Origin of the sequence: Streptomyces sp. NPDC050564, from assembly GCF_044457265.1 — a bacterium.
Taxonomy (GTDB): domain Bacteria; phylum Actinomycetota; class Actinomycetes; order Streptomycetales; family Streptomycetaceae; genus Streptomyces.
On the sequence record NZ_JBITGS010000001.1, the window covers coordinates 370645 to 394257 of the forward strand.

Annotated in this window: 20 protein-coding genes and 2 pseudogenes; 12 read left to right on the forward strand and 10 right to left on the reverse strand. The window is 69.3% G+C overall.

Annotated features, from left to right (window positions below; genetic code table 11):
• Nucleotides 1-1053 (forward strand): chitinase, encoded by a 1053-nt coding sequence (locus ACIBK0_RS01650; protein WP_399074431.1) that lies wholly within the window; start codon nucleotides 1-3, stop codon nucleotides 1051-1053.
• Between the two features lie 40 nt (nucleotides 1054-1093).
• On the opposite strand, the gene ACIBK0_RS01655 is transcribed toward ACIBK0_RS01650, so the two are convergent.
• Nucleotides 1094-2755, reverse strand: coding sequence for an IS4 family transposase (locus ACIBK0_RS01655; protein WP_399075108.1), 1662 nt, complete (start codon nucleotides 2753-2755; stop codon nucleotides 1094-1096).
• Nucleotides 2756-2898: 143 nt separating this feature from the next.
• Nucleotides 2899-3702: pseudogene (locus ACIBK0_RS01660) on the reverse strand (RNA-guided endonuclease InsQ/TnpB family protein); the annotation flags it as partial.
• A 578-nt stretch (nucleotides 3703-4280) separates the two neighbouring features.
• Here ACIBK0_RS01660 and ACIBK0_RS01665 point away from each other — a divergent pair.
• Nucleotides 4281-5693 carry an MFS transporter gene (locus ACIBK0_RS01665; RefSeq protein WP_399074433.1) on the forward strand — a complete coding sequence of 471 codons (1413 nt, stop codon included), beginning with the start codon at nucleotides 4281-4283 and terminating at the stop codon, nucleotides 5691-5693.
• Nucleotides 5694-5829: 136 nt separating this feature from the next.
• On the opposite strand, the gene ACIBK0_RS01670 is transcribed toward ACIBK0_RS01665, so the two are convergent.
• A complete protein-coding gene (locus tag ACIBK0_RS01670; RefSeq protein WP_399074435.1) occupies nucleotides 5830-7212 on the reverse strand; it encodes a glycine--tRNA ligase in 1383 nt (460 codons plus the stop codon).
• A gap of 177 nt (nucleotides 7213-7389) precedes the next feature.
• Between ACIBK0_RS01670 and ACIBK0_RS01675 the strand changes: the two genes are divergently transcribed.
• From ACIBK0_RS01675 to ACIBK0_RS01690, 4 genes are read left to right on the forward strand one after another with little or no spacing between them, the layout of a single operon-like run.
• The gene (locus ACIBK0_RS01675; RefSeq protein ID WP_399074437.1) at nucleotides 7390-8352 is read left to right on the forward strand and encodes a metal ABC transporter substrate-binding protein; all 963 of its coding nucleotides are present in this window, start codon (nucleotides 7390-7392) and stop codon (nucleotides 8350-8352) included.
• Nucleotides 8353-8369: 17 nt separating this feature from the next.
• On the forward strand, nucleotides 8370-9137 hold the full coding sequence (locus ACIBK0_RS01680) for a metal ABC transporter ATP-binding protein (protein WP_399074439.1): 768 nt from the start codon (nucleotides 8370-8372) through the stop codon (nucleotides 9135-9137).
• Nucleotides 9137-10039, forward strand: a complete 903-nt coding sequence (locus ACIBK0_RS01685; RefSeq protein ID WP_399074441.1) for a metal ABC transporter permease — start codon at nucleotides 9137-9139, stop codon at nucleotides 10037-10039. Before ACIBK0_RS01680 ends, ACIBK0_RS01685 begins: the two co-directional genes overlap by 1 nt.
• A gap of 58 nt (nucleotides 10040-10097) precedes the next feature.
• Nucleotides 10098-10514 carry a Fur family transcriptional regulator gene (locus tag ACIBK0_RS01690; RefSeq protein ID WP_399074443.1) on the forward strand — a complete coding sequence of 139 codons (417 nt, stop codon included), beginning with the start codon at nucleotides 10098-10100 and terminating at the stop codon, nucleotides 10512-10514.
• A 268-nt stretch (nucleotides 10515-10782) separates the two neighbouring features.
• On the opposite strand, the gene ACIBK0_RS01695 is transcribed toward ACIBK0_RS01690, so the two are convergent.
• From ACIBK0_RS01695 to ACIBK0_RS01710, 4 genes are all read right to left on the reverse strand, one after another.
• Nucleotides 10783-11634 (reverse strand): isoprenyl transferase, encoded by an 852-nt coding sequence (locus ACIBK0_RS01695; RefSeq protein ID WP_399074445.1) that lies wholly within the window; start codon nucleotides 11632-11634, stop codon nucleotides 10783-10785.
• A 51-nt stretch (nucleotides 11635-11685) separates the two neighbouring features.
• Entirely contained in the window at nucleotides 11686-12432 is a 747-nt protein-coding gene (gene recO / locus ACIBK0_RS01700; protein WP_399074447.1) for a DNA repair protein RecO, read from the reverse strand.
• Between the two features lie 22 nt (nucleotides 12433-12454).
• A complete protein-coding gene (locus tag ACIBK0_RS01705) occupies nucleotides 12455-13069 on the reverse strand; it encodes a DUF1266 domain-containing protein (protein WP_399074449.1) in 615 nt (204 codons plus the stop codon).
• Nucleotides 13070-13132: 63 nt separating this feature from the next.
• Nucleotides 13133-13402 (reverse strand): hypothetical protein, encoded by a 270-nt coding sequence (locus ACIBK0_RS01710; RefSeq protein ID WP_399074451.1) that lies wholly within the window; start codon nucleotides 13400-13402, stop codon nucleotides 13133-13135.
• 289 nt (nucleotides 13403-13691) lie between these two features.
• Between ACIBK0_RS01710 and ACIBK0_RS01715 the strand changes: the two are divergent.
• Nucleotides 13692-13970: pseudogene (locus ACIBK0_RS01715) on the forward strand (helix-turn-helix domain-containing protein); the annotation flags it as partial.
• A gap of 274 nt (nucleotides 13971-14244) precedes the next feature.
• On the opposite strand, the gene ACIBK0_RS01720 reads toward ACIBK0_RS01715, so the two are convergent.
• The 3 genes from ACIBK0_RS01720 to ACIBK0_RS01730 all read right to left on the reverse strand — a co-directional run bounded on the left by ACIBK0_RS01720 (nucleotide 14245) and on the right by ACIBK0_RS01730 (nucleotide 16477).
• On the reverse strand, nucleotides 14245-15099 hold the full coding sequence (locus ACIBK0_RS01720; RefSeq protein ID WP_399074453.1) for a hypothetical protein: 855 nt from the start codon (nucleotides 15097-15099) through the stop codon (nucleotides 14245-14247).
• 117 nt (nucleotides 15100-15216) lie between these two features.
• On the reverse strand, nucleotides 15217-15657 hold the full coding sequence (locus ACIBK0_RS01725) for a protein-tyrosine phosphatase family protein (protein WP_399074455.1): 441 nt from the start codon (nucleotides 15655-15657) through the stop codon (nucleotides 15217-15219).
• Nucleotides 15658-15736: 79 nt separating this feature from the next.
• On the reverse strand, nucleotides 15737-16477 hold the full coding sequence (locus ACIBK0_RS01730) for a FadR/GntR family transcriptional regulator (protein ID WP_399075110.1): 741 nt from the start codon (nucleotides 16475-16477) through the stop codon (nucleotides 15737-15739).
• A 235-nt stretch (nucleotides 16478-16712) separates the two neighbouring features.
• On the opposite strand from ACIBK0_RS01730, the gene ACIBK0_RS01735 reads away from it, so the two are divergent.
• The 5 genes from ACIBK0_RS01735 to ACIBK0_RS01755 all read left to right on the forward strand — a co-directional run bounded on the left by ACIBK0_RS01735 (nucleotide 16713) and on the right by ACIBK0_RS01755 (nucleotide 23493).
• Nucleotides 16713-18341 (forward strand): ABC transporter substrate-binding protein, encoded by a 1629-nt coding sequence (locus ACIBK0_RS01735; RefSeq protein ID WP_399074457.1) that lies wholly within the window; start codon nucleotides 16713-16715, stop codon nucleotides 18339-18341.
• A gap of 19 nt (nucleotides 18342-18360) precedes the next feature.
• Nucleotides 18361-19323, forward strand: a complete 963-nt coding sequence (locus ACIBK0_RS01740) for an ABC transporter permease (RefSeq protein WP_399074459.1) — start codon at nucleotides 18361-18363, stop codon at nucleotides 19321-19323.
• Nucleotides 19324-19371: 48 nt separating this feature from the next.
• Nucleotides 19372-21390 (forward strand): dipeptide/oligopeptide/nickel ABC transporter permease/ATP-binding protein, encoded by a 2019-nt coding sequence (locus tag ACIBK0_RS01745; RefSeq protein WP_399074461.1) that lies wholly within the window; start codon nucleotides 19372-19374, stop codon nucleotides 21388-21390.
• Nucleotides 21391-21493: 103 nt separating this feature from the next.
• Nucleotides 21494-22561 (forward strand): oligopeptide/dipeptide ABC transporter ATP-binding protein, encoded by a 1068-nt coding sequence (locus tag ACIBK0_RS01750; protein ID WP_399074463.1) that lies wholly within the window; start codon nucleotides 21494-21496, stop codon nucleotides 22559-22561.
• Complete coding sequence (locus tag ACIBK0_RS01755) at nucleotides 22558-23493, forward strand: dihydrodipicolinate synthase family protein (RefSeq protein WP_399074465.1); 936 nt, start codon at nucleotides 22558-22560, stop codon at nucleotides 23491-23493. Before ACIBK0_RS01750 ends, ACIBK0_RS01755 begins: the two co-directional genes overlap by 4 nt.
• The last annotated feature ends 120 nt before the right edge of the window (nucleotides 23494-23613 follow it).

Here is a 23613-nt window from a genome sequence, read left to right on the forward strand (position 1 = left end):
ATGATCCGTCGCAAGCTGCGCCTGCTCGCCATCGCGCTGACGGCAGCCGTCCTCGCCCCACTGTCGATCGCCACCGCCCCCACCGCATCCGCGGCCGACACCTGCGCCGTGAAGTCCCGCCCGGCAGGCAAAGTCCTTCAGGGCTACTGGGAGAACTGGGACGGCTCGTCCAACGGTGTGCACCCGCCCTTCGGATGGACGCCGATCACCGATTCCCGTATCGCCGCGCACGGTTACAACGTGATCAACGCGGCGTTCCCGGTCATCCGCTCCGACGGCACCGCGCTGTGGGAGGACGGGATGGACACGGGCGTGAAGGTGGCGACACCGGCCGAGATGTGCGCGGCCAAGGCGTCCGGCCGGACGATCCTGCTTTCCATCGGCGGGGCGGCGGCCGGGATCGACCTCAGTTCGTCCACCGTGGCCGACCGGTTCGTCGCGACGATCGTGCCCATTCTGAAGAAGTACAACTTCGACGGCATCGACATCGACATCGAGACGGGTCTGGTCGGCAGCGGCAACATCGGCCAACTCTCCACCTCGCAGGCCAACTTGATCCGCATCATCGACGGGGTGCTGGCCCGGATGCCGTCCAACTTCGGGCTGACCATGGCGCCGGAGACCGCGTACGTCACGGGCGGCAGCATCACGTACGGCTCGATATGGGGCGCGTATCTGCCGATCGTCAAGAAGTACGCGGACAACGGGCGCCTGTGGTGGCTGAACATGCAGTACTACAACGGCAGCATGTACGGCTGTTCCGGCGACTCCTACTCCGCGGGCACCGTCCAGGGCTTCACCGCGCAGACCGACTGCCTGAACAAGGGGCTGATCGTCCAGGGCACCACCGTCAAGGTGCCGTACGACAAGCAGGTCCCGGGGTTGCCCGCCCAGTCGGGCGCCGGAGGCGGCTACATGTCACCGAGCCTCGTCTCCCAGGCATGGCAGCACTACGGCAGCAGTCTCAAGGGCCTGATGACCTGGTCCATCAACTGGGACGGCTCGAAGAACTGGACGTTCGGCGACAACGTGAAGGCCCTCCAGGGCCGTTGAGACACGTCAACGACCCTGGACTAAAGTCAATGCCGCGTAGTTAAGCCGTGAGGTCGAGTGTCAACTGCGGTGTTTCTGCTGTTGGGAGTGTGGGGGCGAGCCACTGGGGGTGCAGTGTGTAGCGCCCTCGGCCGGACTTGTTGAGGAAGCCCTGGGGGACCCACTGACCCAGCTGCGCGCTGAGGCTGCGGACGTGGTCGATCTGGAGCGCGTCGGCGATCTCCCGGGGACTCCAGTCGCGGGCGGGGTCGGTTCGCAAGAGTCGGAGGACTGGTTCGCGGCGGCCCGGTGCGGTGTCCGGGGCGGTTGCAGGGTCGGCGGTGTGCGCGGTGGGCGGGATGACAGTGATGTCCAGGTGCGCGATGTTCCTGCTGGGCAGGGGACGGGGTTCGTTCGGGGTGACGCCGTAGCGTGACATCGGGCATTTCACCTTGCGGGCGCTGATCCTGGGGCGTCGCGGCGGCAGCAGGTTGTCCAGCACGGCCTGGGTGATGCCGCCGTTGTCGTGGGCGGGGCCTGTGATGGCGGTCGCGGTGATGATCTGGTCGGTCGCGCTGTGCAGGGCGGCGGTGAAGCAGGCCCGGTCGGGGTCGGTGCCAGGGCGGGTCTCGACGGCGTCGCACATGACCCGGCGAAGGACCTGGTAAACGGTGAGCAGGGCCCAGAGTTCCTGTTCCAGGCCGCAGTGGTCTGCGGACCGCAGGACGCGTCCGGTGAGCAGGGTGTGCCGCAGCGCCAGGAACGCCGATTCCACTTCCCAGCGTTCGTGGTAGAGGTGGGCGAGGCGGTCGGCGGGGTCGGTTCGGTGGTCGAGCAGCGTGGTCAGCAGCCGGTAGGTGTCGCCGATGCGGGTGCCGTCGGCGCAGGTGGCGGTGATGTCGACGTCGATGAAGCGGAAGGTCCGGCCGTTGATCCGGGTCAGGAAGGATCCGTCGGGCAGGACGGCCCAGACGGCGGGGCGGCGACGGGCGTTCATCCTCACCAGCAGCTGGGCGCCGGTGTCGGCGGCGCGGTTGAGGAAGTCGTCGCCGGTGAAGGCGCGGTCGGCCAGCAGCAGCATCGTGTCGTCCAGCAGAGGCAGCAGCTGGTCGGCGTAGTGAGGCTCACCGCGGTGGGTCGACCCGAACACGGCGCCGATCAAGGCACGCGTTCCGGTCTCGCACAGCGCCATCAGCCGCAGGTGCGGGTAGCCCTCGAAGGCTCCGCTCCGCCCGCGGCGGAGTTTCCCCAACAGTGCACGGATGCGGGGCTGGTCCGGGGCCAGCAAAGAACTGCAGCCGTCGAAGGCGACGGTGCGCCAGCGCCGATAGCACGTCCCCGGGGTCGTGGGCCGCGCCACTGGGCCGGCCACCACGTCGAACAGCGCCTTCAGCGGCGCCACTCCGATCCTGCGCCGCAGATCGCGCAGGGCCTTCTCCGACGGCCTGACCAGACGCAAGGCGCTGAGCCCGGACACGAGCCGGTCCCAGACGCGCTCATAGCCGAGACCTGGGAAGATCCCCAGGGCCAGGACGAAGTACACCCCCACACGCGAGGGCAGCAGGCGCAGGCGATGCTGCGTCGTTCGCGTCTGGGCGAGGACGTCATCGACGAGTTCGAACGGCAGATACTGCGTCAACTCACCAAGGTGACCAGGGGCAAAGACACCCCTCGCCACGGTGATGGTGCGCGTGAAGCTTGTGATGGCAGACTGCTGGGACAACGGGACCTCTTCGCTGAGCAGGAAGACCTTGGACGGCTTCCCTGCAGTAGCAGGGGTCCCGTTTCCCATGCTGTTCAGCGCGGCACCACGGCCGATGATCAAGTTGACGCACGACCTCGCGCCCTAACTACGCGGCATTGGGACTAAAGTCCCGGGCTTGCACAGCGGGCGCCACTGGCTGTGGTGCTGCGCTTGCGTCCGGTCCCGCCCTCGAATGTCGGGGGTGGGTCTGGGGCGGTTGACTGCGCCCCGCGTCGCCACAACTCTTCCGCACGCCGGCGGATGTTGCGGGAGCCGTTCCGGTCCGCGTGATCAACGAATCCGCAGTTCCGGCACGCGAACCAGGCCTGGGAGACCCGGTTCGCCCTGTCGAGGTGGCCGCATTCGGCGCAGGTGCGGGAGGTGTACGCCGGATCGACGTACACCACCGGCACCCCGGCTTTGCGGGCCTTGTACGCGATGAACGCCCCCAGCTGGGCGAAGGCCCAGCTGGAGTGGGTGGCCCGTTGGGGCTTGCGAAGCCGTACCCGTTCACGGATGCCCGTCAGCTCTTCCAGGGCGATCCCGCGACCGGTGCGTTCTGCCTCGGCCACCACATGTTTCGCGATCTTGTGGTTGATGTCTCTGGCCCGCCACGCCTCCTTGCGCCGCCGCTTCTTCAGCCGACGTTTGGCGGACGGGGTGTTCTTGCGCTGCAGTTTGGAGCGCAGGATGCGTTCGCGCAGCCGTCCCCGGTTCAGGGCGCGCCCGGCCATGATCTGACCGTCACTCGTGGTGGCGATGTTCACGATCCCCAGGTCAATGCCGACAAACCCGTCCGGATCGGCATTCTGCTCGGCCTCGGGAACCTCGCAGGTGGCCTGCAGGAACCACATGCCGTCCCGGTAGTGCAGGTCGGACTCGCCCTTGCGGTACAGGGCCAGGCGGGCCAGCTGCTCCGGAGAGGCGGCCGCGTCGCCACCACACGATGCGATTCCTCCCAGGCGTAAACGCCTGGGGCTCCTCGCAAGAGACTCGCTGAACCACAACCTGGTACAGGCCGCGCGCGAGCAGACCGACCAGTTGCAGCGAGAGGTCGCCGGGACCGGCTGCGGCGTGAGGTGCAGCCGGTCGGGCAGGTCGGTGTCTCACTCCTCGTAGAAGGGTCCGGGTGGACACGCCGGCCGACGGCGGGTCCCCCGGCGCTCGAGCGGTGGAGGAAGAGGCGTCGTCCTTCGATGTCGTGGAAGATCCCGTCGGGGGCCATGGATGCGGTGTCCATGAACTGATGCTCCAACCCTGACGCAGGGGCAGGGGCGAGCGGCGACGAGGAGAAAGCCGGTCGACACGTCAGCGTGAGAGCCGGGCGACACGTCAGCGTAAGAGCCGGGCGGCACGTCAACGTGAAAGGACCGGCGGCACGTCAACGTGAAAAGTCCGGTGACACGTCGGCGTGCAAGCCGGCAGCACGTCGGCGCAAGAGCTCGGCACGCCGCTGGACTGATCAAGCCACGGGCCGCGCTCGTCCCGGGAATACCGTGTCGCCATGGTGCGCGGCGGTGGTTCCCAGGCCGATCGAGCGGACAGGCCCGCGGCTTCGCACCGGCCCCTGGCCCCGCTTCTCGCGGTCTGCGCGGGCTACTTCATGGTCATCCTGGACGTGACCGTCATCAATGTCGCCGTTCCGGTGGTGGGACGGGAACTCTCGGCCTCGCTCACCGGGATCCAGTGGATCACGGACGGCTACACCCTGGTCTTCGCCGGTCTGCTGCTCACCGGCGGCGCCCTGGGGGACCGGCTGGGCAACCGCCGGATCTTCTGCACCGGGGTGGTGGTGTTCACCGTCGCTTCGGCCGGCTGCGGACTGGCCCGGAGCACCGGAACCCTGGTCGCGGGCCGCCTGCTGGAAGGACTCGGCGCGGCGCTGATCGTGCCCGGCTCCCTCGCCCTCCTCCAACAGGCCTATCCCTCACCCGCCGAGCGTTCCCGGGCCTTCGGCCTCTGGGGCTCCATGGCAGGCATCGCCGCCTCCGCCGGCCCTCTCCTGGGCGGCCTCCTGGTCACCACCGTGGGCTGGCGCTGGGTGTTCTTCATCAATCTGCCCGTCGGATGCGTCTGTCTGTGGCTGACGCTGCGCCACGTGCCCGCTTCGGCCCGGCGCGGGGACCGCCCGGTGGACTGGCCTGCCCAGTGCGCGCTCGTCGCGACGGTGGCCCTGTTGACCGCCGTGCTCAACGAGGCCGGACGGCGTGGCTGGACGGACCCGCTGATCCTCGCCGGGGCCGGCCTGTGCCTGCTGGCAGCCGCCGCGTTCGTGCTGCGCGAGCATCTGGCCCGTGCCCCCGTGCTGCCCCTGACGCTGCTGCGTTCCCGCCCGATGGGCGGGGGAGCGGCCATCGGCCTGCTGTTCAACTTCGCCTTCTACGGCATGATCTTCACCGCCAGCGTGTACTTCCAGCACCATCGCGGTCTGAGCGCGCTACGCACCGGGATCGCCCTCTTCCCGGCGGTGGTCATGACCACCTTCGCCTCCGTCCTGTCCGGGCGACTGGCAGGCCGCACCGGACACCGCCCGCTCGTGGTCACGGGCATGCTCCTGGGAGCGGCGAGTCTGGCCGGCTGGGCCACCGCCGGCCCGAACCCGGAGTACCTGCTGCTGGTGGCGCCGATGATGGCGGCGGGCTTCGGCACGTCCTTCGCCCTCACCGGAGCAACCGCCACCGTGATGTCGGCCGCCCCGGACAAGTACTCCGGCACCGCCTCTGCCCTGTTCAACACCACCCGCCAGATCGGCAGCGCCGCAGGCGTCGCGCTGGGAGGTTCACTGCTGGCCGGCCCCGCCGGCTTCACCACTGGGCTGCGGACCAGCATGGCCATCGGCGCGGCCGCGTACCTGACGGCTGCCTCTCTCGCGCTCTTCTGCATCCCGCGGAAGGCACCTCGCCACGTCACCGGCTGAACAGTCGCGGGCCCGAGCAGGTACGCCGAGGAGAGGGCCATACGGCGCCGAGGCAGCACGAAGCCCCTGGTTCCTGTGGAGGGAACCAGGGGCTTCCGCACGCGAAGTCGCGCGAACAGCCGGGCCGGCAGTCGGGTCAGCAGCCGATCAGACGCGCGGCCAGGTAGCCCTCGATCTGGTCCAGCGACACGCGCTCCTGCTTCATCGAGTCGCGCTCGCGCACCGTGACGGCGTTGTCATCGAGCGTGTCGAAGTCGACCGTGACGCAGAACGGCGTACCGATCTCGTCCTGGCGGCGGTAGCGGCGGCCGATGGCGCCGGCGTCGTCGAACTCGATGTTCCAGTGCTGGCGCAGGGCGGTGGCCAGGCCCTTGGCCTTGGGCGACAGCTCGGGGTTGCGGGAGAGCGGCAGGACGGCGACCTTGACGGGCGACAGGCGCGGGTCGAGGCGCAGCACCGTGCGCTTCTCCATCTTGCCCTTGGCGTTGGGGGCCTCGTCCTCGACGTAGGCGTCCAGGAGGAACGCCAGCATCGCGCGGCCGACACCGGCGGCGGGCTCGATGACGTACGGAGTCCAGCGCTCGCCGGCCTCCTGGTCGAAGTAGGAGAGGTCCTGGCCGGAGGCCTTGGAGTGCGCGGAGAGGTCGTAGTCCGTGCGGTTGGCGACGCCCTCCAGCTCACCCCACTCGTTGCCGCCGAAGCTGAAGCGGTACTCGATGTCGGCGGTGCGCTTGGAGTAGTGCGAGAGCTTCTCGGCCGGGTGCTCGTACCAGCGCATGTTCTCCTCGCGCAGGCCGAGGCCGGTGTACCAGTTCCAGCGCTCCTGCATCCAGTACTCCTGCCACTTCTCGTCCTCGCCCGGCTTGACGAAGAACTCCATCTCCATCTGCTCGAACTCGCGGGTGCGGAAGATGAAGTTGCCGGGCGTGATCTCGTTGCGGAAGGACTTGCCCATCTGGGCGATACCGAACGGCGGCTTGCGGCGCGAGGTGGTCTGCACCTGGGAGAAGTTGGTGAAGATGCCCTGCGCGGTCTCGGGGCGCAGGTAGGCGATGGAGCCGCTGTCCTGCGTGGGGCCGAGGTGGGTGGAGAGCAGGCCCGAGAACTGCTTGGGCTCGGTGAACTGACCCTTGTTGCCACAGTTGGGGCAGTTGATGTCCGCGAGGCCGCTCTCCGGGGCGCGGCCGTGCTTCGCCTCGTAGGCCTCCTCCAGGTGGTCGGCGCGGTAGCGCTTGTGGCAGGAGGTGCACTCGGTGAGCGGGTCGGTGAAGGTGGCGACGTGACCCGACGCGACCCAGACCTCGGTGGCCAGGATCACCGACGAGTCGATACCGACGACGTCCTCACGGGAGGTGACCATGTAACGCCACCACTGGCGCTTGATGTTCTCCTTGAGTTCGACGCCGAGCGGGCCGTAGTCCCAGGCGGCCTTCTGACCCCCGTAGATCTCACTACACGGGAAAACGAAGCCACGGCGCTTGCTCAGGCTGACGATGGTGTCGATCTTGTCGGCGGCCACGGTGCTCTCTTCATTACGAACGGACGGCAGCGAATGCTTCAGGTTACCGGCGGGGCCCACCCCCGTATCAAATCGGTTGGGCGCTGTGCCCGGAGTGCGGGCTTACCGACTGCTTACCCGACTGCTTACCCAAGGGCTTGTTGACAATCGTTTCCAGATTTGTTGAAAATGAGTGTCATGAACGTACGACGACGCCTCATATCCGGGTCTGCGGTCGCGGCGGCCACCGCCCTCGGCCTCGGCACCCTCTCCGCCTGCTCGGGTTCCGCCGCGGCGGACGGCAAGAGCGGCGGCAAGCTCGACGTCGTGGCGTCGTTCTACCCCATGCAGTACCTCGCCGAACAGATCGGCGGGACGCATGTGAAGGTCACGAACCTGACCCAGCCCGGCCAGGAGCCGCACGACCTGGAGATCAGCGCCCGGCAGACCGCGCAGCTCCAGGAGGCGGACGCCGTCCTCTATCTCAAGAATCTGCAGCCGGCCGTGGACGACGCCGTGGCGCAGTCCGAGGTCAAGACCAAGATCGACGCCGCGTCGCTGACCACGCTGGAGAAGCACGGCAACGAGGTCGGCGGGCACGCGGCCGCCCACGACGACACCGAGGGCGAGGAGAGCGGCGACACCGACCCGCACATCTGGCTCGACCCGGTACGGTACGCCGAGGTCGCCCAGGGTGTCGGCAAGGCCCTGGAGAAGGAAGACCCGGACCACGCGGCCGACTACCGGAAGAACACCGAAGCGCTGGTCAAGAAGCTGGACGCCCTCAACACCCAGTACAAGGACGGCCTGGCGAACACCAAGACCAAGGTCTTCATCACCACACACGCTGCCTTCGGCTACCTCGCCGAGCGCTACGGCCTCACCGAGGAGGCCATCAACGGCCTGGACCCTGAGTCGGAGCCCAGCGCGAACCGGGTGAAGGACCTTGAGAAGATGGCGAAGGCCGACGGCGTCTCCACGGTCTTCTACGAGACGCTCGTCAGCGACAAGACCGCCAAGACCATCGCCCAGGACGCGGGCCTGGGGACCGACGTCCTCGACCCGATCGAGGGCATCACCGACAAGTCCAAGGGCAGCGACTACCTGCAGGTCATGGAGTCGAACCTGAAGGCTCTGCAGACGGCTCTCGGCGCCAAGTGATCACCGTGGAGGACTCCGTGAGCGAGCCCGTCATATCCCTGCGCGGCGTGACCGCCGAGCTGGGCTCGCGCCCGGTCCTGCGTGGCATCGACCTCGGCGTGCACCGCGGTGAGGTCGTCGCGCTGCTCGGCGCCAACGGCTCCGGCAAGTCGACCGCCGTACGCAGTGTCATCGGCCAAGTCGCCATCAGCGGCGGGGAGATCGAGATCTTCGGCACCCCGCGGCGCCGCTTCCGGGACTGGCACCGCGTGGGGTACGTGCCGCAGCGCACGACCGCCGCCGGTGGCGTGCCCGCCACGGTGACCGAGATCGTCTCCTCCGGGCGGCTGTCCCGTGCCCGCTTCGGCATGCTGCGCAAGGCCGACCACGAGGCCGTACGACGTGCCCTGGAGCTCGTCGGGATGGCGGACCGCGCCAAGGACTCGGTGAACGCGCTGTCGGGCGGCCAGCACCAGCGCGTGCTGATCGCCCGTGCACTCGCCTCCGAACCCGAGTTGCTGATCATGGACGAGCCGATGGCGGGCGTCGACCTGGCCAGCCAGGAGGTGCTGGCGGCGACCCTGCGTGAGCAGGTCGCCCAGGGCACCTCCGTGCTGCTCGTCCTGCACGAGCTGGGCCCCCTGGAGCCGCTGATCGACCGCGCGGTCGTGCTGCGCGACGGCTGCGTCCTGCACGACGGCCCGCCCCCGCAGGCGGTCGGCCAGCACGCGCTGCCCGGCCACGACCACGTACACCCGCACGCGGCTCACGATGCCGAACCGACCCGGACGGGACTGCTGAGCTGATGGACATCCTCGACTACGCCTTCATGCAGCGGGCCCTGCTCGCCGCCGTCCTCGTGGGCGTCACCGCGCCCGCCGTCGGCATCTACCTCGTGCAGCGCCGCCAGGCCCTCATGGGCGACGGAATCGGCCACGTCGCGATGACAGGCGTCGGCCTCGGCTTCCTGCTCTCCACCAATCCCGTGTGGATGGCGACGGCCGTCTCGGTCCTCGGCGCCGTCCTCATGGAGCTGATCCGCTGGTACGGCAAGACGCGCGGCGACATCGCCCTGGCCATGCTCTTCTACGGCGGTATGGCGGGCGGCGTGATGTTCATCAACCTCGCGCCGGGCGGTTCGAACGCCAACCTGACCTCGTACCTCTTCGGCTCGCTGTCCACCGTCTCCGAGTCCGACGTGACGGCGATCTGTCTGCTGGCCGCCTTCGTCGTCCTCGTCACCCTGGGCCTGCGCCGACAGCTGTTCGCGGTCAGCCAGGACGAGGAGTTCGCCCGGGTGACGGGGCTGCCGGTGCGCGCCCTGAACCTGCTCACCGCCGTCACGGCGGCGGTCACGGTGACGGTCGCGATGCGGGTCGTCGGCCTGCTGCTGGTGAGCGCGCTGATGGTGGTCCCGGTGGCCGCGGCGCAGCAGCTCAGCCGCAGCTTCGCAGCCACCTTCGCGATCGCGGTGGCCATCGGCGTGAGCGTGACCATCGGCGGCACCGTGACGTCGTACTACCAGGACGTGCCGCCCGGCGCGACGATCGTGCTGCTGACGATTGGCGCGTTCATTGCGCTGACGGCGCTGGCGACCCCGCTGGCCCGGCGCCGGGCCCGGGCGCTCGCCGCCGCGCAGGCCGCCGGGGACCCGGCAGAGTGCGCGATTCCCGCCACGCGCGGCCAGGAGACGAAGGTCGGCGTCTGACTACGCACAGTCCGGACTGGCACAATGGCCGGGCAAGGGCAGACGTGAGGAGGCAACGGTGACAACCGCTGGATCGCCCGTACGGGGCCGTTCCACCCGGCAGCGTGCCGCCGTGGCGGCGGCGCTCGACGAGGTGGACGAGTTCCGCAGTGCGCAGGAGCTCCACGACATGCTCAAGCACAAGGGCGACTCGGTCGGGCTCACCACCGTGTACCGCACGCTGCAGTCCCTCGCCGACGCCGGCGAGGTCGATGTGCTGCGCACCTCCGACGGCGAGTCCGTCTACCGCCGCTGCTCCACCGGCGAGCACCACCACCACCTCGTCTGCCGCGTCTGCGGCAAGGCCGTCGAGGTCGAGGGCCCGGCCGTCGAGAAGTGGGCGGAGGCCATCGCGTCGGAGCACGGGTACGTGAACGTCGCGCACACGGTGGAGATCTTCGGCACGTGCGCGGAGTGCGCCGCCGTGAAGGGCTGACGCGACCGCCACAGCCGTGGCCGCCGCCTTCGCCGTCATGGCTGTGGGCATGTATTCCGCCGCCCCCGCCCTCGTAGCTGTGGGCATGCGTGCCGCTCGGTTCGGCACGGGTGGGCACAGCGGCACCTCGTTCGCGCCGAGTTGCGCACCCGGCCCCGAGTCCAGCCCCGTTGCCGGGAACGTTGGTGGCTGTGCCCCCGTCCCGCGGGGCGGGACGGGGGCACAGCGGTAGCCGCCGGTACCGGCGGCGGTTGCGGTGGCGCCGACGTCAATTGCCTTCGGGCCGGCCCTTCATGGCCTCCTCCATCGCCAGCAGCTGTTCGTTCGGAACGGCTCCGCCGAAGCGCCGGTCGCGCGAGGCGAACTCGACGCACGCCCGCCACAGGTCGCGGCGGTCGAAGTCCGGCCACAGCACGTTCTGGAAGACCATCTCGGCGTAGGCGCTCTGCCAGAGCAGGTAGTTGGAGGTGCGCTGCTCGCCGCTCGGCCGCAGGAACAGGTCCACGTCCGGCATGTCGGGGTAGTAGAGGTACTTCGCGAAGGTCTTCTCGTTGACCTTCGACGGGTCGAGCCGCCCCGCCTTCACGTCCTCCGCCAGGGCCAGCGCGGCGTCGGCGATCTCGGCGCGACCGCCGTAGTTCATGCAGAAGTACAGCGTCAGCCGGTCGTTGTCCTTGGTCTGCTCCTGAGCGACCTGGAGCTCCTTGGCCACCGACTTCCACAGCTTGGGCATCCGGCCCACCCAGCGGACCCGGATGCCGAGTTCGTCGAGCTGGTCGCGGGTCTTGCGGATGAAGTCGCGGTTGAAGTTCATCAGGAAGCGCACCTCGTCGGGCGAGCGCTTCCAGTTCTCGGTGGAGAAGGCGTACAGCGAGATGGCGCCGACCCCCATCTCGATCGCGCCCTGCAGCACGTCGAGGACGCGCTCGGCGCCCACCTTGTGCCCCTCGGTACGCGGCAGCCCGCGGTCCTTGGCCCAGCGTCCGTTGCCGTCCATGACGATCGCCACATGGTTGGGCACCAGCTCACCGGGGAGCTTCGGCGCGCGGGCACCGGACGGGTGCGGTTCCGGCTTCCTGTACTCGCGGCGCTGGCGTCCCAGGATCCCGCGTACGACCATGTGCTTCTCGTCTCCCCTACTTGCTTGCCCTTGTGGCGCTTGCTTCGGTGCTTACTTCTCTACGTAACGCAGGGAGCGCAGTCCGCGCTCCAGATGCCAGTGCAGATAGGCCGACACCAGCCCGCTGCCCTCCCTGACATACCGCGACTCGCACGCGTCCGCGGTCTCCCAGTCTCCCGTCAGCAGCGCGCCGAGCAGTTCGAGGGCCTGCGGCGAGGGTACGACGCTGCCGGGCACCCGGCAGTCGACGCAGACGGAACCTCCCGCCGCGACCGAGAAGAACCGGTTCGGTCCGGGCATCCCGCACTTCGCGCAGGCGCTGAAACTGGGCGCGTAGCCGTTCACGGCGAGGGAGCGGAGCAGGAAGGCGTCGAGGACGAGGTGCGGTTCGTGCTCGCCGCGGGCGAGCGTGCGGAGCCCGCCGACCAGCAGCAGATACTGCTGCACGGCGGGCTCCCCCTCGTGATCGGTGAACCGCTCGGCGGTCTCCAGCATGGCCGTCCCGGCGGTGTACCGCGCGTAGTCGGTGACGATCCCGCCACCGTACGGAGCGATCGTCTCGCTCTGCGTGCACAGCGGCAGTCCGCGCCCGACCAGCTCGCTCCCTCGCGCGAAGAACTGCACGTCCACGTGCGAGAAGGGTTCGAGCCGCGCCCCGAACTTCGACTTGGTGCGCCGGACGCCGCGCGCTACGGCGCGTACGCGACCGTGACCGCGGGTGAGCAGCGTGATGATCCGGTCCGCCTCACCCAGCTTCTGGGTGCGCAGCACGATGCCGTCGTCGCGGAACAGACTCATGGGCCCATTCTCGCGTACGGGGTCAGCGTGCGTGGTCGGGGTGGCTGATCGCCTCCCACGGCGCCATGTTCCAGGGGCTCGCCCGGTTCGCCGGGTCCAGAAGGGACTTCAGATGCGCGTCGGACACGGCCTGCGGAGCGGGGAAGTTCGCGTCCGGCGTGCCCCGCAGGTTGTCCCGCCAGACCATCCGGCCCAGCAGATAGTGCTCGGCGTACTCGTTCCAGGAGGCGTACGACCGCACCACCGCCGGCACGATGTTCTTGAGCGCGGTCCATGCCTCGGCCTCGCTCAGCATCCCGCAGGCGAAGCCCCTGCGGGAGATGTCCACATACAGCCCGGCGTCCCAGGCCAGTGGTTCGACGCCGAGCCGCAGCCGCGCCCGGGTGCGGTAACCGGTCCGCGCGAGGCCGTCGAGCCGGCCGACCAGAGCATCACGCGAGGTGATTTCCCACTGTTCGGCCAGCCACCGCCGGGCCTTCTCGTCGTCGATGCGGGTGAACGGGTACAGGGTCGTCCGTGACGCGTCCCGGTCCCGGTTCACCGGCGCACTGAGCGACACCATCCACAGCTGGTGCGTGGTGAGGGGAACGGGATACTTGCTCGCAGCCTTCGGCTTGCGACGGTTCCATATCGCCATGGCGCCGCACCCTATGCCACGCCGTTCCTCAGGGGATCAGGGCACTTCCCCCTTCGGGCCTCTTCAAGGGACCTCCCCCCGACTGCGTGCATTGGCGTACGCGGTCGCCGCACTGAGTCGTTCCGCCGCGGTGGCTCGCCGGACGGCGTCCGGTTCGCAGTCCCACTCCTTGCCGCCGCCGTACGGTCTCAGCTGTACATACGGTCCCTCGTGCCCCATGACCATCCCCACCTTCCCTGTGTGCGTGTCCACGGCGTAGGAGCCGATCGGTGGCAGCTTCACCGCAGGGCCGCCGCGAGCCGGGCGGCGACCTCCACGGAACAGTCGCTCCATTCGACCGGCGGACAAGGTGTCTCGCGCGCCAAAGCCGCCGGGTCGATCCGCAGTGACGGCAACGTAATTCCTGCGTCGGCGAGCGCCGCCCACAATTCCTTCACTGTTTCCTCCGCCTCTTCGACGCACTGCGCCGAGTGTCGTCCCCCGAGTGGTGCGTGTTCTTCCTTCACCGTGCTCCCCTGTCTCCTTGAGTTTCACGCTTTGCGTCTCCATCGTGACGCTCCGCATCTACACTCGGCAGGAGTCTGCCCTCTACAAGTGCGGCGCCGCGTACGGGGGTTGGCCTGTGGCCAACGATTCGCGGCAGGCGGCCTGGGAGTTGATCGGGGCAAAACTGAAGCGACGCCGCGAGGAAGCCGGTTTCCCTCAGGTGGAGTGCGGGCGCGCCTATTTCTCTCCGGGGGCTGCATCGGCCAGTACGAACAAGCCATTCGGAAACCGCCGTTGGGGGTGGCACAGCGGATCGACGCACTCCTGTAAACCGATGGTTTTTTCGAGCGCACACGGCGAAGGCTGATTGATGACATGCGGATACGCGGATTATTTCGCGGAGGCCGTCTCACTGTCGCCGGAGGCGTCCGTCGCCCTGATCGAATCGGCGGCAGAGGATTTCGGACGATGCGCGAGTACAACCTGAGCAACACCCTTTGACGCAAGAGCAGTTACAGCGATGGCGAGGGCGGCAGCCGCATCGAGGTTGCGTACGACTTCGTGGGTGTCGCGCCCGGTGGTGGACCGACGGGACGTGTGACTCTCCGTGGCCTCAGCAGCGGCTGTGGCCTGTCGTTCGGCTCACGCCTGGGCCGCGGGGCTCGGCACGCACCTCTGCGGCGTTGTCGTCAGTCACCGGCGAACGCGTCCATGAGGGTGTCGATGCGCAGGCGCAGGTCGGCGGAGGTGGCGCCGGTGACGGCGACGGACACCTCGTTGCCGCCGGGCGCGTGGGCGAGGCGAATGTCCAGGGAGTGGAAGGTGGCGTCCAGCGGGTGGCTGTACCAGGCGTCCGGGTCCGCGTCGTCGGTCGCCTCGAGGCCGAGGGAGACGGCTTCCCAGTCGGTCTCCTCGAACCACTCGCCGTTGTAGCGGGCCAGGAGTTCCAGGAAGGAGCGGAGGCGGGGCCGCCGGACCGAGCCGCTCATCCGGTCGGACTCGGTTTCCAGGGCGGACACTTCAGCCTCCGGGGCTTCCTTGGAGGCGGTCATGCGCAGGCCGGCGCTCACCGCGTGGTGGTCCCTGGTGGTGACGTACAGGCCGGCCCAGAGGTCGAGGCGGCGGCATGCGCTGACGGGGTCGTAGGCGGCCGTCGGCAGTTGCGGGACGCGTTTGCGGCCGGTGGTGTCGAGGCGGTAGGGGACGTCGAACGCCCCTTTCCAGCGGGCGAGTCCGGGAGCGAAGCGCTTCTCGGCCTCGTCCGCCGCGATCCCGAGATACCCGGCGATCTCCTCCCAGGAGCTGCCGCGCTCGCGCTCGTAGACGACGGCCCACGCGAGCGTCCATTCGGCGGACTCGACGAGTTGCGCCGCCTCGCTGGCTCTGCCGCCCGGACCGCAGTACGTGTCGTGTCGCGTGACGACCAGCTCACGGGCGGAGCCGGCGACGCCCCTCGCGGCCTCGCTGAGCACGAGTCGGGCCAGCGCCTCTCGGGTGTAGGCCCGGCGGTCGTCGTCGTACGGGGTCGTCTCGGAGCGCGTCACGCGGCTCAGGGTTCCATGGGCCCGCGCACCCGTCCCACCGATTTTCTGTCGGCGGCCTTCGCGTTTTCCGTCGGCGCCCTTCGCGGCTTCCGTCGGCGGCCTTCGCGTCCGCGCCGCTCATCCCTCTGCCGTGAAGCGGCGTACGTACCTTCGCTGCCACGGCGTCTCCACCGCGTGGCGGTCGTAGTGGCGGCGTACGAAGGTCACCGCCTCCTCGGGCGGGACTCCGTCGAGGACCGCGAGGCAGGCCAGCGCGGTGCCGGTGCGGCCGCGGCCGCCGGCGCAGGCGATCTCGACGCGGTGGGTGGGGGCTCGCTTCCACGCCTCGGCGAGTACCGTGCGGGCCTCGCCCCGGTCGGCGGGCAGCCGGAAGTCCGGCCAGCGCAGCCAGTGGGTTTCCCATGGGACTTCGGGGGGTTGCTTGCCCAGCAGATACACGGCGTACGTCGGTGCCGGGACGTCTTCCGGGAGCGGCCTGCGCAGGGCGCGGCCCCGCACCAGCCGCCCGGAGGGCAGACGCAGCACGCCGGCATCGTGCGGGTCCCATCTCTCAGCCATGGTTTTGCGCCCCTTCCGCCCCTACCCGTCCCGTCCCTGGGGACTGCGCCCCCAGACCCCCGCCAAAAGACTGCGCAGTTCAGCTCACCCCGCGTGACTCCTGTGCCGCCCGTGCCTCGATTCCCCGGAAATGGTCCGCCATCGCCCGCTGTGCGCCTTCGACGTCGCGGGCGCGCAGTGCGGTGACGATGTCGCGGTGGCGGCGGACGGTCACCTCGGGTGCCGGATCGTCGGTCCAGCCGCGGGCGCGGGCGACGCGGCGGAACACCGTCCAGAAGGCGCTGAGGAGCTGCGGCACGAAGGTGTTGCCGAGGGACGCGTACAGCAGCTCGTGGAACTCGCGGTCGAGTTCGGGGAAGGGACGCCCCGCGCGGCCCGCCGCCTCCATCTGGGACACGACGGATTCGAGGCGGTCGAGCTCCGCCTCGGAGAGCGTCGCCGCGACGCGGCGGATCAGCCCCTCTTCCAGGACCTCGCGGACCTGCAGTATCTCCGTCAACGCCCCCGTCTCGTCGTCCGGCTGGGCGAGCGTGCGGAAGGTGAGACCGTCGACGAGCGGGGTCAGGGAGGCCTGGCCGACATAGGTGCCGTAGCCGTGTCTGATCTCGACTATGTCCAGCGCCTGCAGGGCCTTGAGCGCCTCGCGGACGGAGTTCCGGCTCACGCCGAGGTCGGTCATCAGCTCGGTCTCGGTGGGCAGCGGCGCCCCGGCCGGGAGCTTGCGGTCGAGGATCAACTGCATGACCTCGCGCTGGATCTGGCTGCTCACCCGGCGCTCCGGCCGGCGCGGGTACCCGGTCTCCTCAGACATGCGCCGCATCGTACGCTCGCTGGACATCGGACGTCCCACCTCCGGGCTGATTAAACGTCAACTGCCGCCAACTAGCCTGTCTCACACCGCCATTGGTCGCACCTGTGGAAGATACGCCATTCGTGTGCGATCCCTTGACCCCCTCCACGCCCCCTCTTATGGTCACGCTGCCCCCTATGACGTAGGACGTCGTATCTCCTACTCACTGGATCACTTCACTGGACCACTCCTTGCTGGAGGAACCGTGCGCGACGTGACCCACACTCCGGCGCTGCACCGCCGGTCGTTCCTGAAGTACACCGGCGCCCTCGGAGCGGCCGCCGCCCTCTCCTCGTCGCTGGCGGCCTGCTCGTCCGGGCCGGAGTCCACGAACGACACCGGAGGCGGAGGCGGCGGCAAGAACGCCACGCTGACGGCAGTCATCGGCTACGGGAACGACGGCAGCTGGGATCCGACACAGACCGCGTCCGCCTTCTGCATGGCCGCCAACAACCACATCTACGAGGGCCTGCTCGACACGGACCCGATCTCCCGTGAGCCGTACGCCGCGCTCGCCACCGAGGTGCCGTCCGATCTCAGCGGCACGTCCTGGAAGTTCACGCTGCGGGCTGGCGCCAAGTTCCACGACGGGAAGCCGGTCACCGCCGACGACGTGGTGTTCGTCTTCGACCGGATACTCGACCCGAAGACGCCGACCCTCGCCAAGGGCTTCTTCGCCAGCTGGCTGAAGGAGGTCAAGAAGATCGACGCCCAGAACGTCGAGCTGGTCCTCAAGTTCCCCTTCCCCGAAGGCATTTCGCGGCTGACCCTGGCCAAGATCATGCCGAAGCACATCTTCTCCCAGCCGGGGGCCTGGGACGACGCGATCAAGGGCAAGGCGGTCGGTTCGGGGCCCTACCGGCAGACCGCGCATCACCCGAAGTCGAACACCACCTTCGAGGCGTTCGCCGACTACAACGGGCCGCGCAAGCCCGCGTTCAAGAAGATGAACTGGCTGACCATAGTGGATGCCGCGCCCCGGGTCGCGAAGATCTCCGGTGCCAGCGCCGGCGCACAGATCGCCGACAACATCCCGTACGCCAACATCGAGCAGCTCAAGAAGGGCGGCATGACCGTCCAGGGCGGCGCGGGCATGAACAACCTCTTCCTCATGTTCAACACCCAGCACAAGCCCTTCGACGACGTACGCGTCCGGCAGGCGCTGCACTACGCCATCGACACCGGCAAGATGGTCGAGGTAGCCCTCAAGGGGCACGGAAAGCCGTCGAGTTCCTTCCTCAACGAGGGCAACCCGAGCTACCGCCCCGCGAAGACCGTCTACTCGTACGACCCCGAGAAGGCGAAGAAGCTCCTGAAGGAGGCCGGGGTCAAGGGGCTGAAGATCGAGATCCTGTCGGTGAACGTCAGCTGGATCGTCGACTGCCTGCCGACCATCAAGGCGTCCTGGGACGCGATCGGTGTCGAGACCACCCTGTCCCCGCAGGAGACGACCGCCGTCTTCACCAAGATGGACCAGAAGCAGGACTACCAGGTCGTCGCGGCCGCCTCGAACCCCAATCAGTTCGGGCTGGATGCCGACCTGATCATGCACTACAACTACGGGCCCGAGAACCTCTGGATGGGCTACGCCCGCTGGGCCGGCAACTCAGTGGCGAAGAAGCTCTTCAAGGACATGGACCAGGCGACGCAGGAGCCGGACGCCGACAAGAAGAAGGCGATGATCCAGGACTACATCGACATCGTCGCCGAAGAGGCCGTGCTCTACCCGGTCGTGCACAACGAGCTGATGACGGCGTGGGACCCGAAGAAGCTCACGGGGATAAGGGCGCAGCCGTACCCGGGCATCAACCTGTTGCAAGCCAAGTGGGTCTAGGCGACAAAGGAGTTCGTACGTGGTCGCCATCGCCAGGATCCTGCTGCGCCGCGTCGCGCTGCTCGTACCGCTGATGCTCGGGATCGTCCTGTTCGTGTTCCTCGTGATGCGGTTCTCCGACGTCGATCCGGCGTCGGCGTTCTTCCAGGGCGCCAATCCGACCCCGCAGCAGCTGCACGACTTCCGGGAGCAGAACGGACTCCTCGACCCGCTGCCGGTGCGCTACTTCCACTTCGTCGGGGACCTGCTCCACGGCGACATGGGCACCAGCGCGCTGACCCGGGGGTCGGTCCTCGACCAGGTCACCACCGCGCTGCCGCTCACGCTCCAGCTCACCTTCCTGGGGCTCGGCATCGCGGTGGTGCTCTCGCTGCTCGGCGGGGTCACCGCCGCGATCTACCGCGACCGGCTGCCGGATCAGATCATCCGGGTCGTCTCGCTCACGGGGGTCGCGGCGCCGGGCTTCTGGCTGGCGCTGCTGATGATCCAGTATCTGGCCGTCGACCAGGGGTGGTTCCCGACCGGCGGCTACATCAACCCCGCCGACTCACTGAGCGGCTGGCTGAAGACCATGGCCCTGCCCGCGCTCGCACTTTCCCTGCCGGTCGCCGCGCAGCTCACCCGGATCGTGCGGACCTCCGTGGTGGAGGAGCTGGACAAGGACTACGTACGGACGGCGATCGGGAGCGGTCTGCCGCCGCGGGTGGTGGTCGGGCGGAACGTGCTGCGCAACGCCCTGATCAACCCGCTCACCGTGCTGGGCCTGCGCGTGGGCTATCTGCTCGGCGGCGCGGTCGTCATCGAGACGATCTTCTCGCTGCCGGGCATGGGCAAGCTGATGATCGACGCGGTGAAGAACGGCGACCCGGCGGTCGTGCAGGGCGTCGTGCTGACCACGGCCACCGGATTCGTGGTCGTGAACCTCGTCATCGACATCCTGTATCTGCTGGTCAACCCACGCCTGAGGGAGGCCACCCGATGACGCTGCCCGGGGGTGCGACCTGATGTCACTACAGAGGGATGCGACCTGATGTTCACGCGCAAGAGCCTCACCGAGGCCCTCTCCCGGCCCGGCATCCGGTTGCGTGGCCGGCGCCGGCTGCCACTGCTGTCGAAGGTCGCCGTCTGCTTCCTGGCCGTGGTCGTGCTGGTGGCACTCTTGGCCCCGCTGCTCTCCCCGCACGACCCGCTCGACCAGCAGGCGCCCGTGGACGGCACCGGACACCCCTCCGCCGACCACTGGATGGGGCAGGACAGCCTCGGCCGGGACATCCTCAGCCGGCTGATGTACGGCGCCCGCTGGTCCCTCGCGATCGGCCTGGGCGCGACCGCACTCGCCCTTGTCGTGGGAGCGCTCCTCGGCGCGATCGCGGCGACGTCCCGCAAGGCCGTCGACGAGACGCTGATGCGCTGCCTGGACGTGGTGATGGCGTTCCCAGGCATCGCGCTGGCCGCGGTCCTGGTGGCCGTTTTCGGCGGTGGCATCACGGTGCTGATCTGCGCGATCGCCTTCCTGTTCACACCGCCGGTCGCCCGGGTCGTACGGGCCAACGTCCTCGACCAGTACGGCGAGGACTACGTGACCGCCGAGCACGTGATCGGCGCCCGCACCCCGCACATCGTCCTCAAGCACGTGGCCGTCAACTGCGCCGCCCCCGTGCTGGTGTTCTGCACCGTGCAGGTCGCGGAGGCCATCGTCTTCGAGGCGTCGCTGTCGTTCATCGGCGCGGGCGTACGGCCCCCGGACCCGTCCTGGGGCAGCGTCATCGCGGACGGCAAGAACATGGTGCTGACCGGCGGCTGGTGGGCCACGGTCTTCCCCGGCCTGCTGATGCTGATCACCGTACTGTCGCTGAACATTCTCTCCGAGGGTGTCTCGGACGCCTGGGCGGCACCCGCGGCCAGGGACGTGTCCGCGCCCGCGGCGGAAGACCGGCTGGAGGCCCCCGAGCCGGGCAGCGGCACGGTCATGGAACTGCCGGGCCTCGCCGAGACGGCTGCGCGCCTGCGCTCACGGGCCCGCCCGCTGCCCTCCGGTCAGCCCGTCCTCGCCGTCGAGAACCTGGCCATCGGCTTCGCCGCCCGCCACAAAGGCGTGGACATCGTCGACGGCATCAGCTTCGAGGTGCAGCCGGGCGAAGTCCTCGGTCTGGTCGGCGAGTCCGGCTGCGGCAAGTCGCTGACTGCGCTCACGGTGATGGGCCTGGAGCCGAAGGGGGCCCGGGTCCGGGGCCATGTCCGGTTCAACCAGCGGCAGTTGATCGGCGAGCCGATGCGCGTACGACGCCGGCTGCTGGGCCACGAGATGGCGATGATCTACCAGGACGCGCTGTCGTCCCTGAACCCGGCGATGACGATCAGGACGCAGCTGAAACAGGTCGTACGCAGAGGTGGCAAACGCTCCCCGGCCGAGCTGCTGGAGTTGGTCGGCCTGGATCCCGACCGCACCCTGCGCAGCTACCCCCACGAGCTCTCGGGCGGCCAGCGCCAGCGCGTCCTGATCGCGATGGCCCTGTCCCGCAGCCCCAGGCTGATCGTCGCCGACGAACCGACCACGGCCCTCGATGTGACCGTGCAGGCGCAGGTCATAGAGCTGCTGCTGCGGCTGCGCGCGGAGCTGGACTTCGCGCTCATCCTCGTCTCGCACGACCTGGCGCTCGTCTCGGCGGTCACGGACCGGGTGGTCGTCATGTACGGCGGCCAGATCGTCGAGACCGGGGTGACCGCCGACCTGGTGGAGGCCCCGGCCCACCACTACACACGCGGGCTGCTGGGCAGCGTGCTCTCGCTGGAGTCGGCGGCCGAGCGCATGACCCAGATCAAGGGTGTCGTGCCCTCGCCGGCCGACTTCCCGGCCGGCTGCCGCTTCGCCGACCGCTGCCCGATGGCGAGCGAGGTGTGCCGTACGACGGTGCCGGACCTGGTGGGGACACGGTCGCACACGGCGGCCTGCCACCACCCGGCCGCCGACCTGGGGACCCTGGCGAGGGAGAGCCGGGGCGCCGTCGCGCTGACCGATCCCAACGGAAGCGAGGGGGCCGTCACGTGACCGCGCGGACAGGAGAAGGCCCAGGCCCGCAAGCGACCGCACCGACCGCAAAAGGCCAAGGCCCGCAAGCGACCGCGCCGACCGGGAAAGCCGAGGCCCTCAAGTGACCGCACTGGTAGCGCTGTCCGACACCCACGTCGTCCACAAGGCCCGAACCGGCGGCCTGTTCGCCCGCGACCGGGTGTACGCCCTCACCGGCGCCGACCTCGCCATCGCGCCCGGCGAGACGGTCGGCGTCGTCGGCGAGTCCGGCTGCGGCAAGTCGACGCTCGCGAAGGTACTGGTGGGGGTGCAGCGGCCGACGTCCGGCACGGTGACCTTCCGCGGCCAGGACGTCTGGTCCATGAAACCCGCGGACCGGCGCACGGCCATCGGCAGCAGCATCGGCATGATCTTCCAGGACCCGTCGACGGCGCTGAACCGGCGGCTGACGATCCACCAGATCCTGCGGGACCCGCTGGACGTGCACCGGCGCGGCACGACCGCCGAACGTGCTGACCGGGTACGGGAGTTGATGGCACTGGTCGGCCTGCCCCGCGCCCTCGCGGACGCCCTGCCCGGCCAGCTCTCCGGCGGCCAGCGCCAACGCGTGGCGATCGCCCGGGCCCTGGCGCTGGACCCCGACCTGGTGGTGGCCGACGAGCCGACGAGCGCGCTGGACGTGTCGGTCCGCGCCCAGATCCTGAACCTCCTCCTGGACCTGAAGGAGCGCCTCGGCCTGGCCCTGGTGTTCGTCTCGCACGACATCCAGACGGTCCGGCGGATGAGCGACCGGGTGATCACGATGTACCTCGGCCGGATCGTCGAGGAGTCACCGGCCGACGAGGTCACCGACCGCTCCCGCCACCCCTACACACGAGCCCTCTTCTCGGCGACCCCGGGCCTGCTCGACCCCATCGACCCGATCCCCCTGGTGGGCCCAGTCCCGTCGGCGACCCGTCCGCCGAGCGGCTGCCCGTTCCGCACGCGCTGCTGGAAGGCGGACGACGCGTGCGCGTCATCGATGCCGGACTTCGCGGCCGCGTCGACCCACGATCACCGCTACCGGTGCCACCATCCTGTGGAGGAGGGCCAGTCCACGCGCGCGCTGGTCGCGCAGGCCGAGTCCGCCGCCCCGGCCACCGCCATGGCCGACGTCCCGTTCCAGCAGCACATCAGGGAGCCTTCATGACCATTCCCACCCCGTTGACCGGTGTCGTACCGCCCGTCTGCACTCCCCTGACACCGGAACGCGAGGTGGACGTCCCCTCGCTCATCAGGCTCGTGGACCATCTGGTGGACGGCGGGGTGGACGGTCTGTTCGTGCTCGGCTCGACGTCGGAGGCGGCGTATCTGACGGACACGCAACGCAGGTTGGTCGTGGAGACCGTGACCGGTCATGTCGCCGGCCGGCTCCCCGTACTGGCGGGTGCGATCGACATGACGACGCCGCGCGTCCTGGACCACGTCCGGGACGTGACGGCGGCGGGCGCGGACGCCGTGGTCGTCACGGCCCCCTTCTACACCCGCACCCACCCGGCGGAGATCGCCCGCCACTACCGCGTGATCGCCACCCGATCGCCCGTCCCGGTCTTCGCCTACGACCTCCCCGTCTCCGTCCACACCAAGCTGAGCGCTGACCTGGTCCTGGAGCTGGCCGCGGACGGTGTCCTCGCCGGTCTCAAGGACTCCAGCGGCGACCTCGGCGCCTTCCGCACCGTCGTGACCGGTGCCCGCTCCCGCCCCGACATCAGCGGTTTCACGCTTCTCACCGGTTCCGAGGTCGTCGTCGACTCCGCGCTGGCGCTCGGGGCGGACGGGGCGGTGCCCGGGCTCGGGAACGTCGACCCGGTCGGATACGTGCGTCTGTTCCGCCTCTGCCGCGACGGTGACTGGGAGCGGGCCCGGGCCGAGCAGGAACGGTTGTGCGCGCTGTTCCGGATGGTGGACGTGGGGGATTCCGCCCGGATGGGCGGTAGCTCGTCGGCCCTGGGGGCGTTCAAGGCCGCGCTGTATCTGCGAGGGGTCATCGACTGCCCGATTACGGCGGAGCCGCAGGTTCCGTTGTCGGAGGGGGAGGTCGAGCTGGTGGGGAAGTATCTGGCGGGCGCGGGGCTGCTGTAAGGGCTGGTTTTCGCCCCCTCCGCCCCTACCCGTCCCGTACCTGGGGGCTGCGCCCCCAGACCCCCCTAAAAGATTGCGCAGTTCCCCGCGCCCCTTTTAGGGGCGCGGGGAACTGCGCGA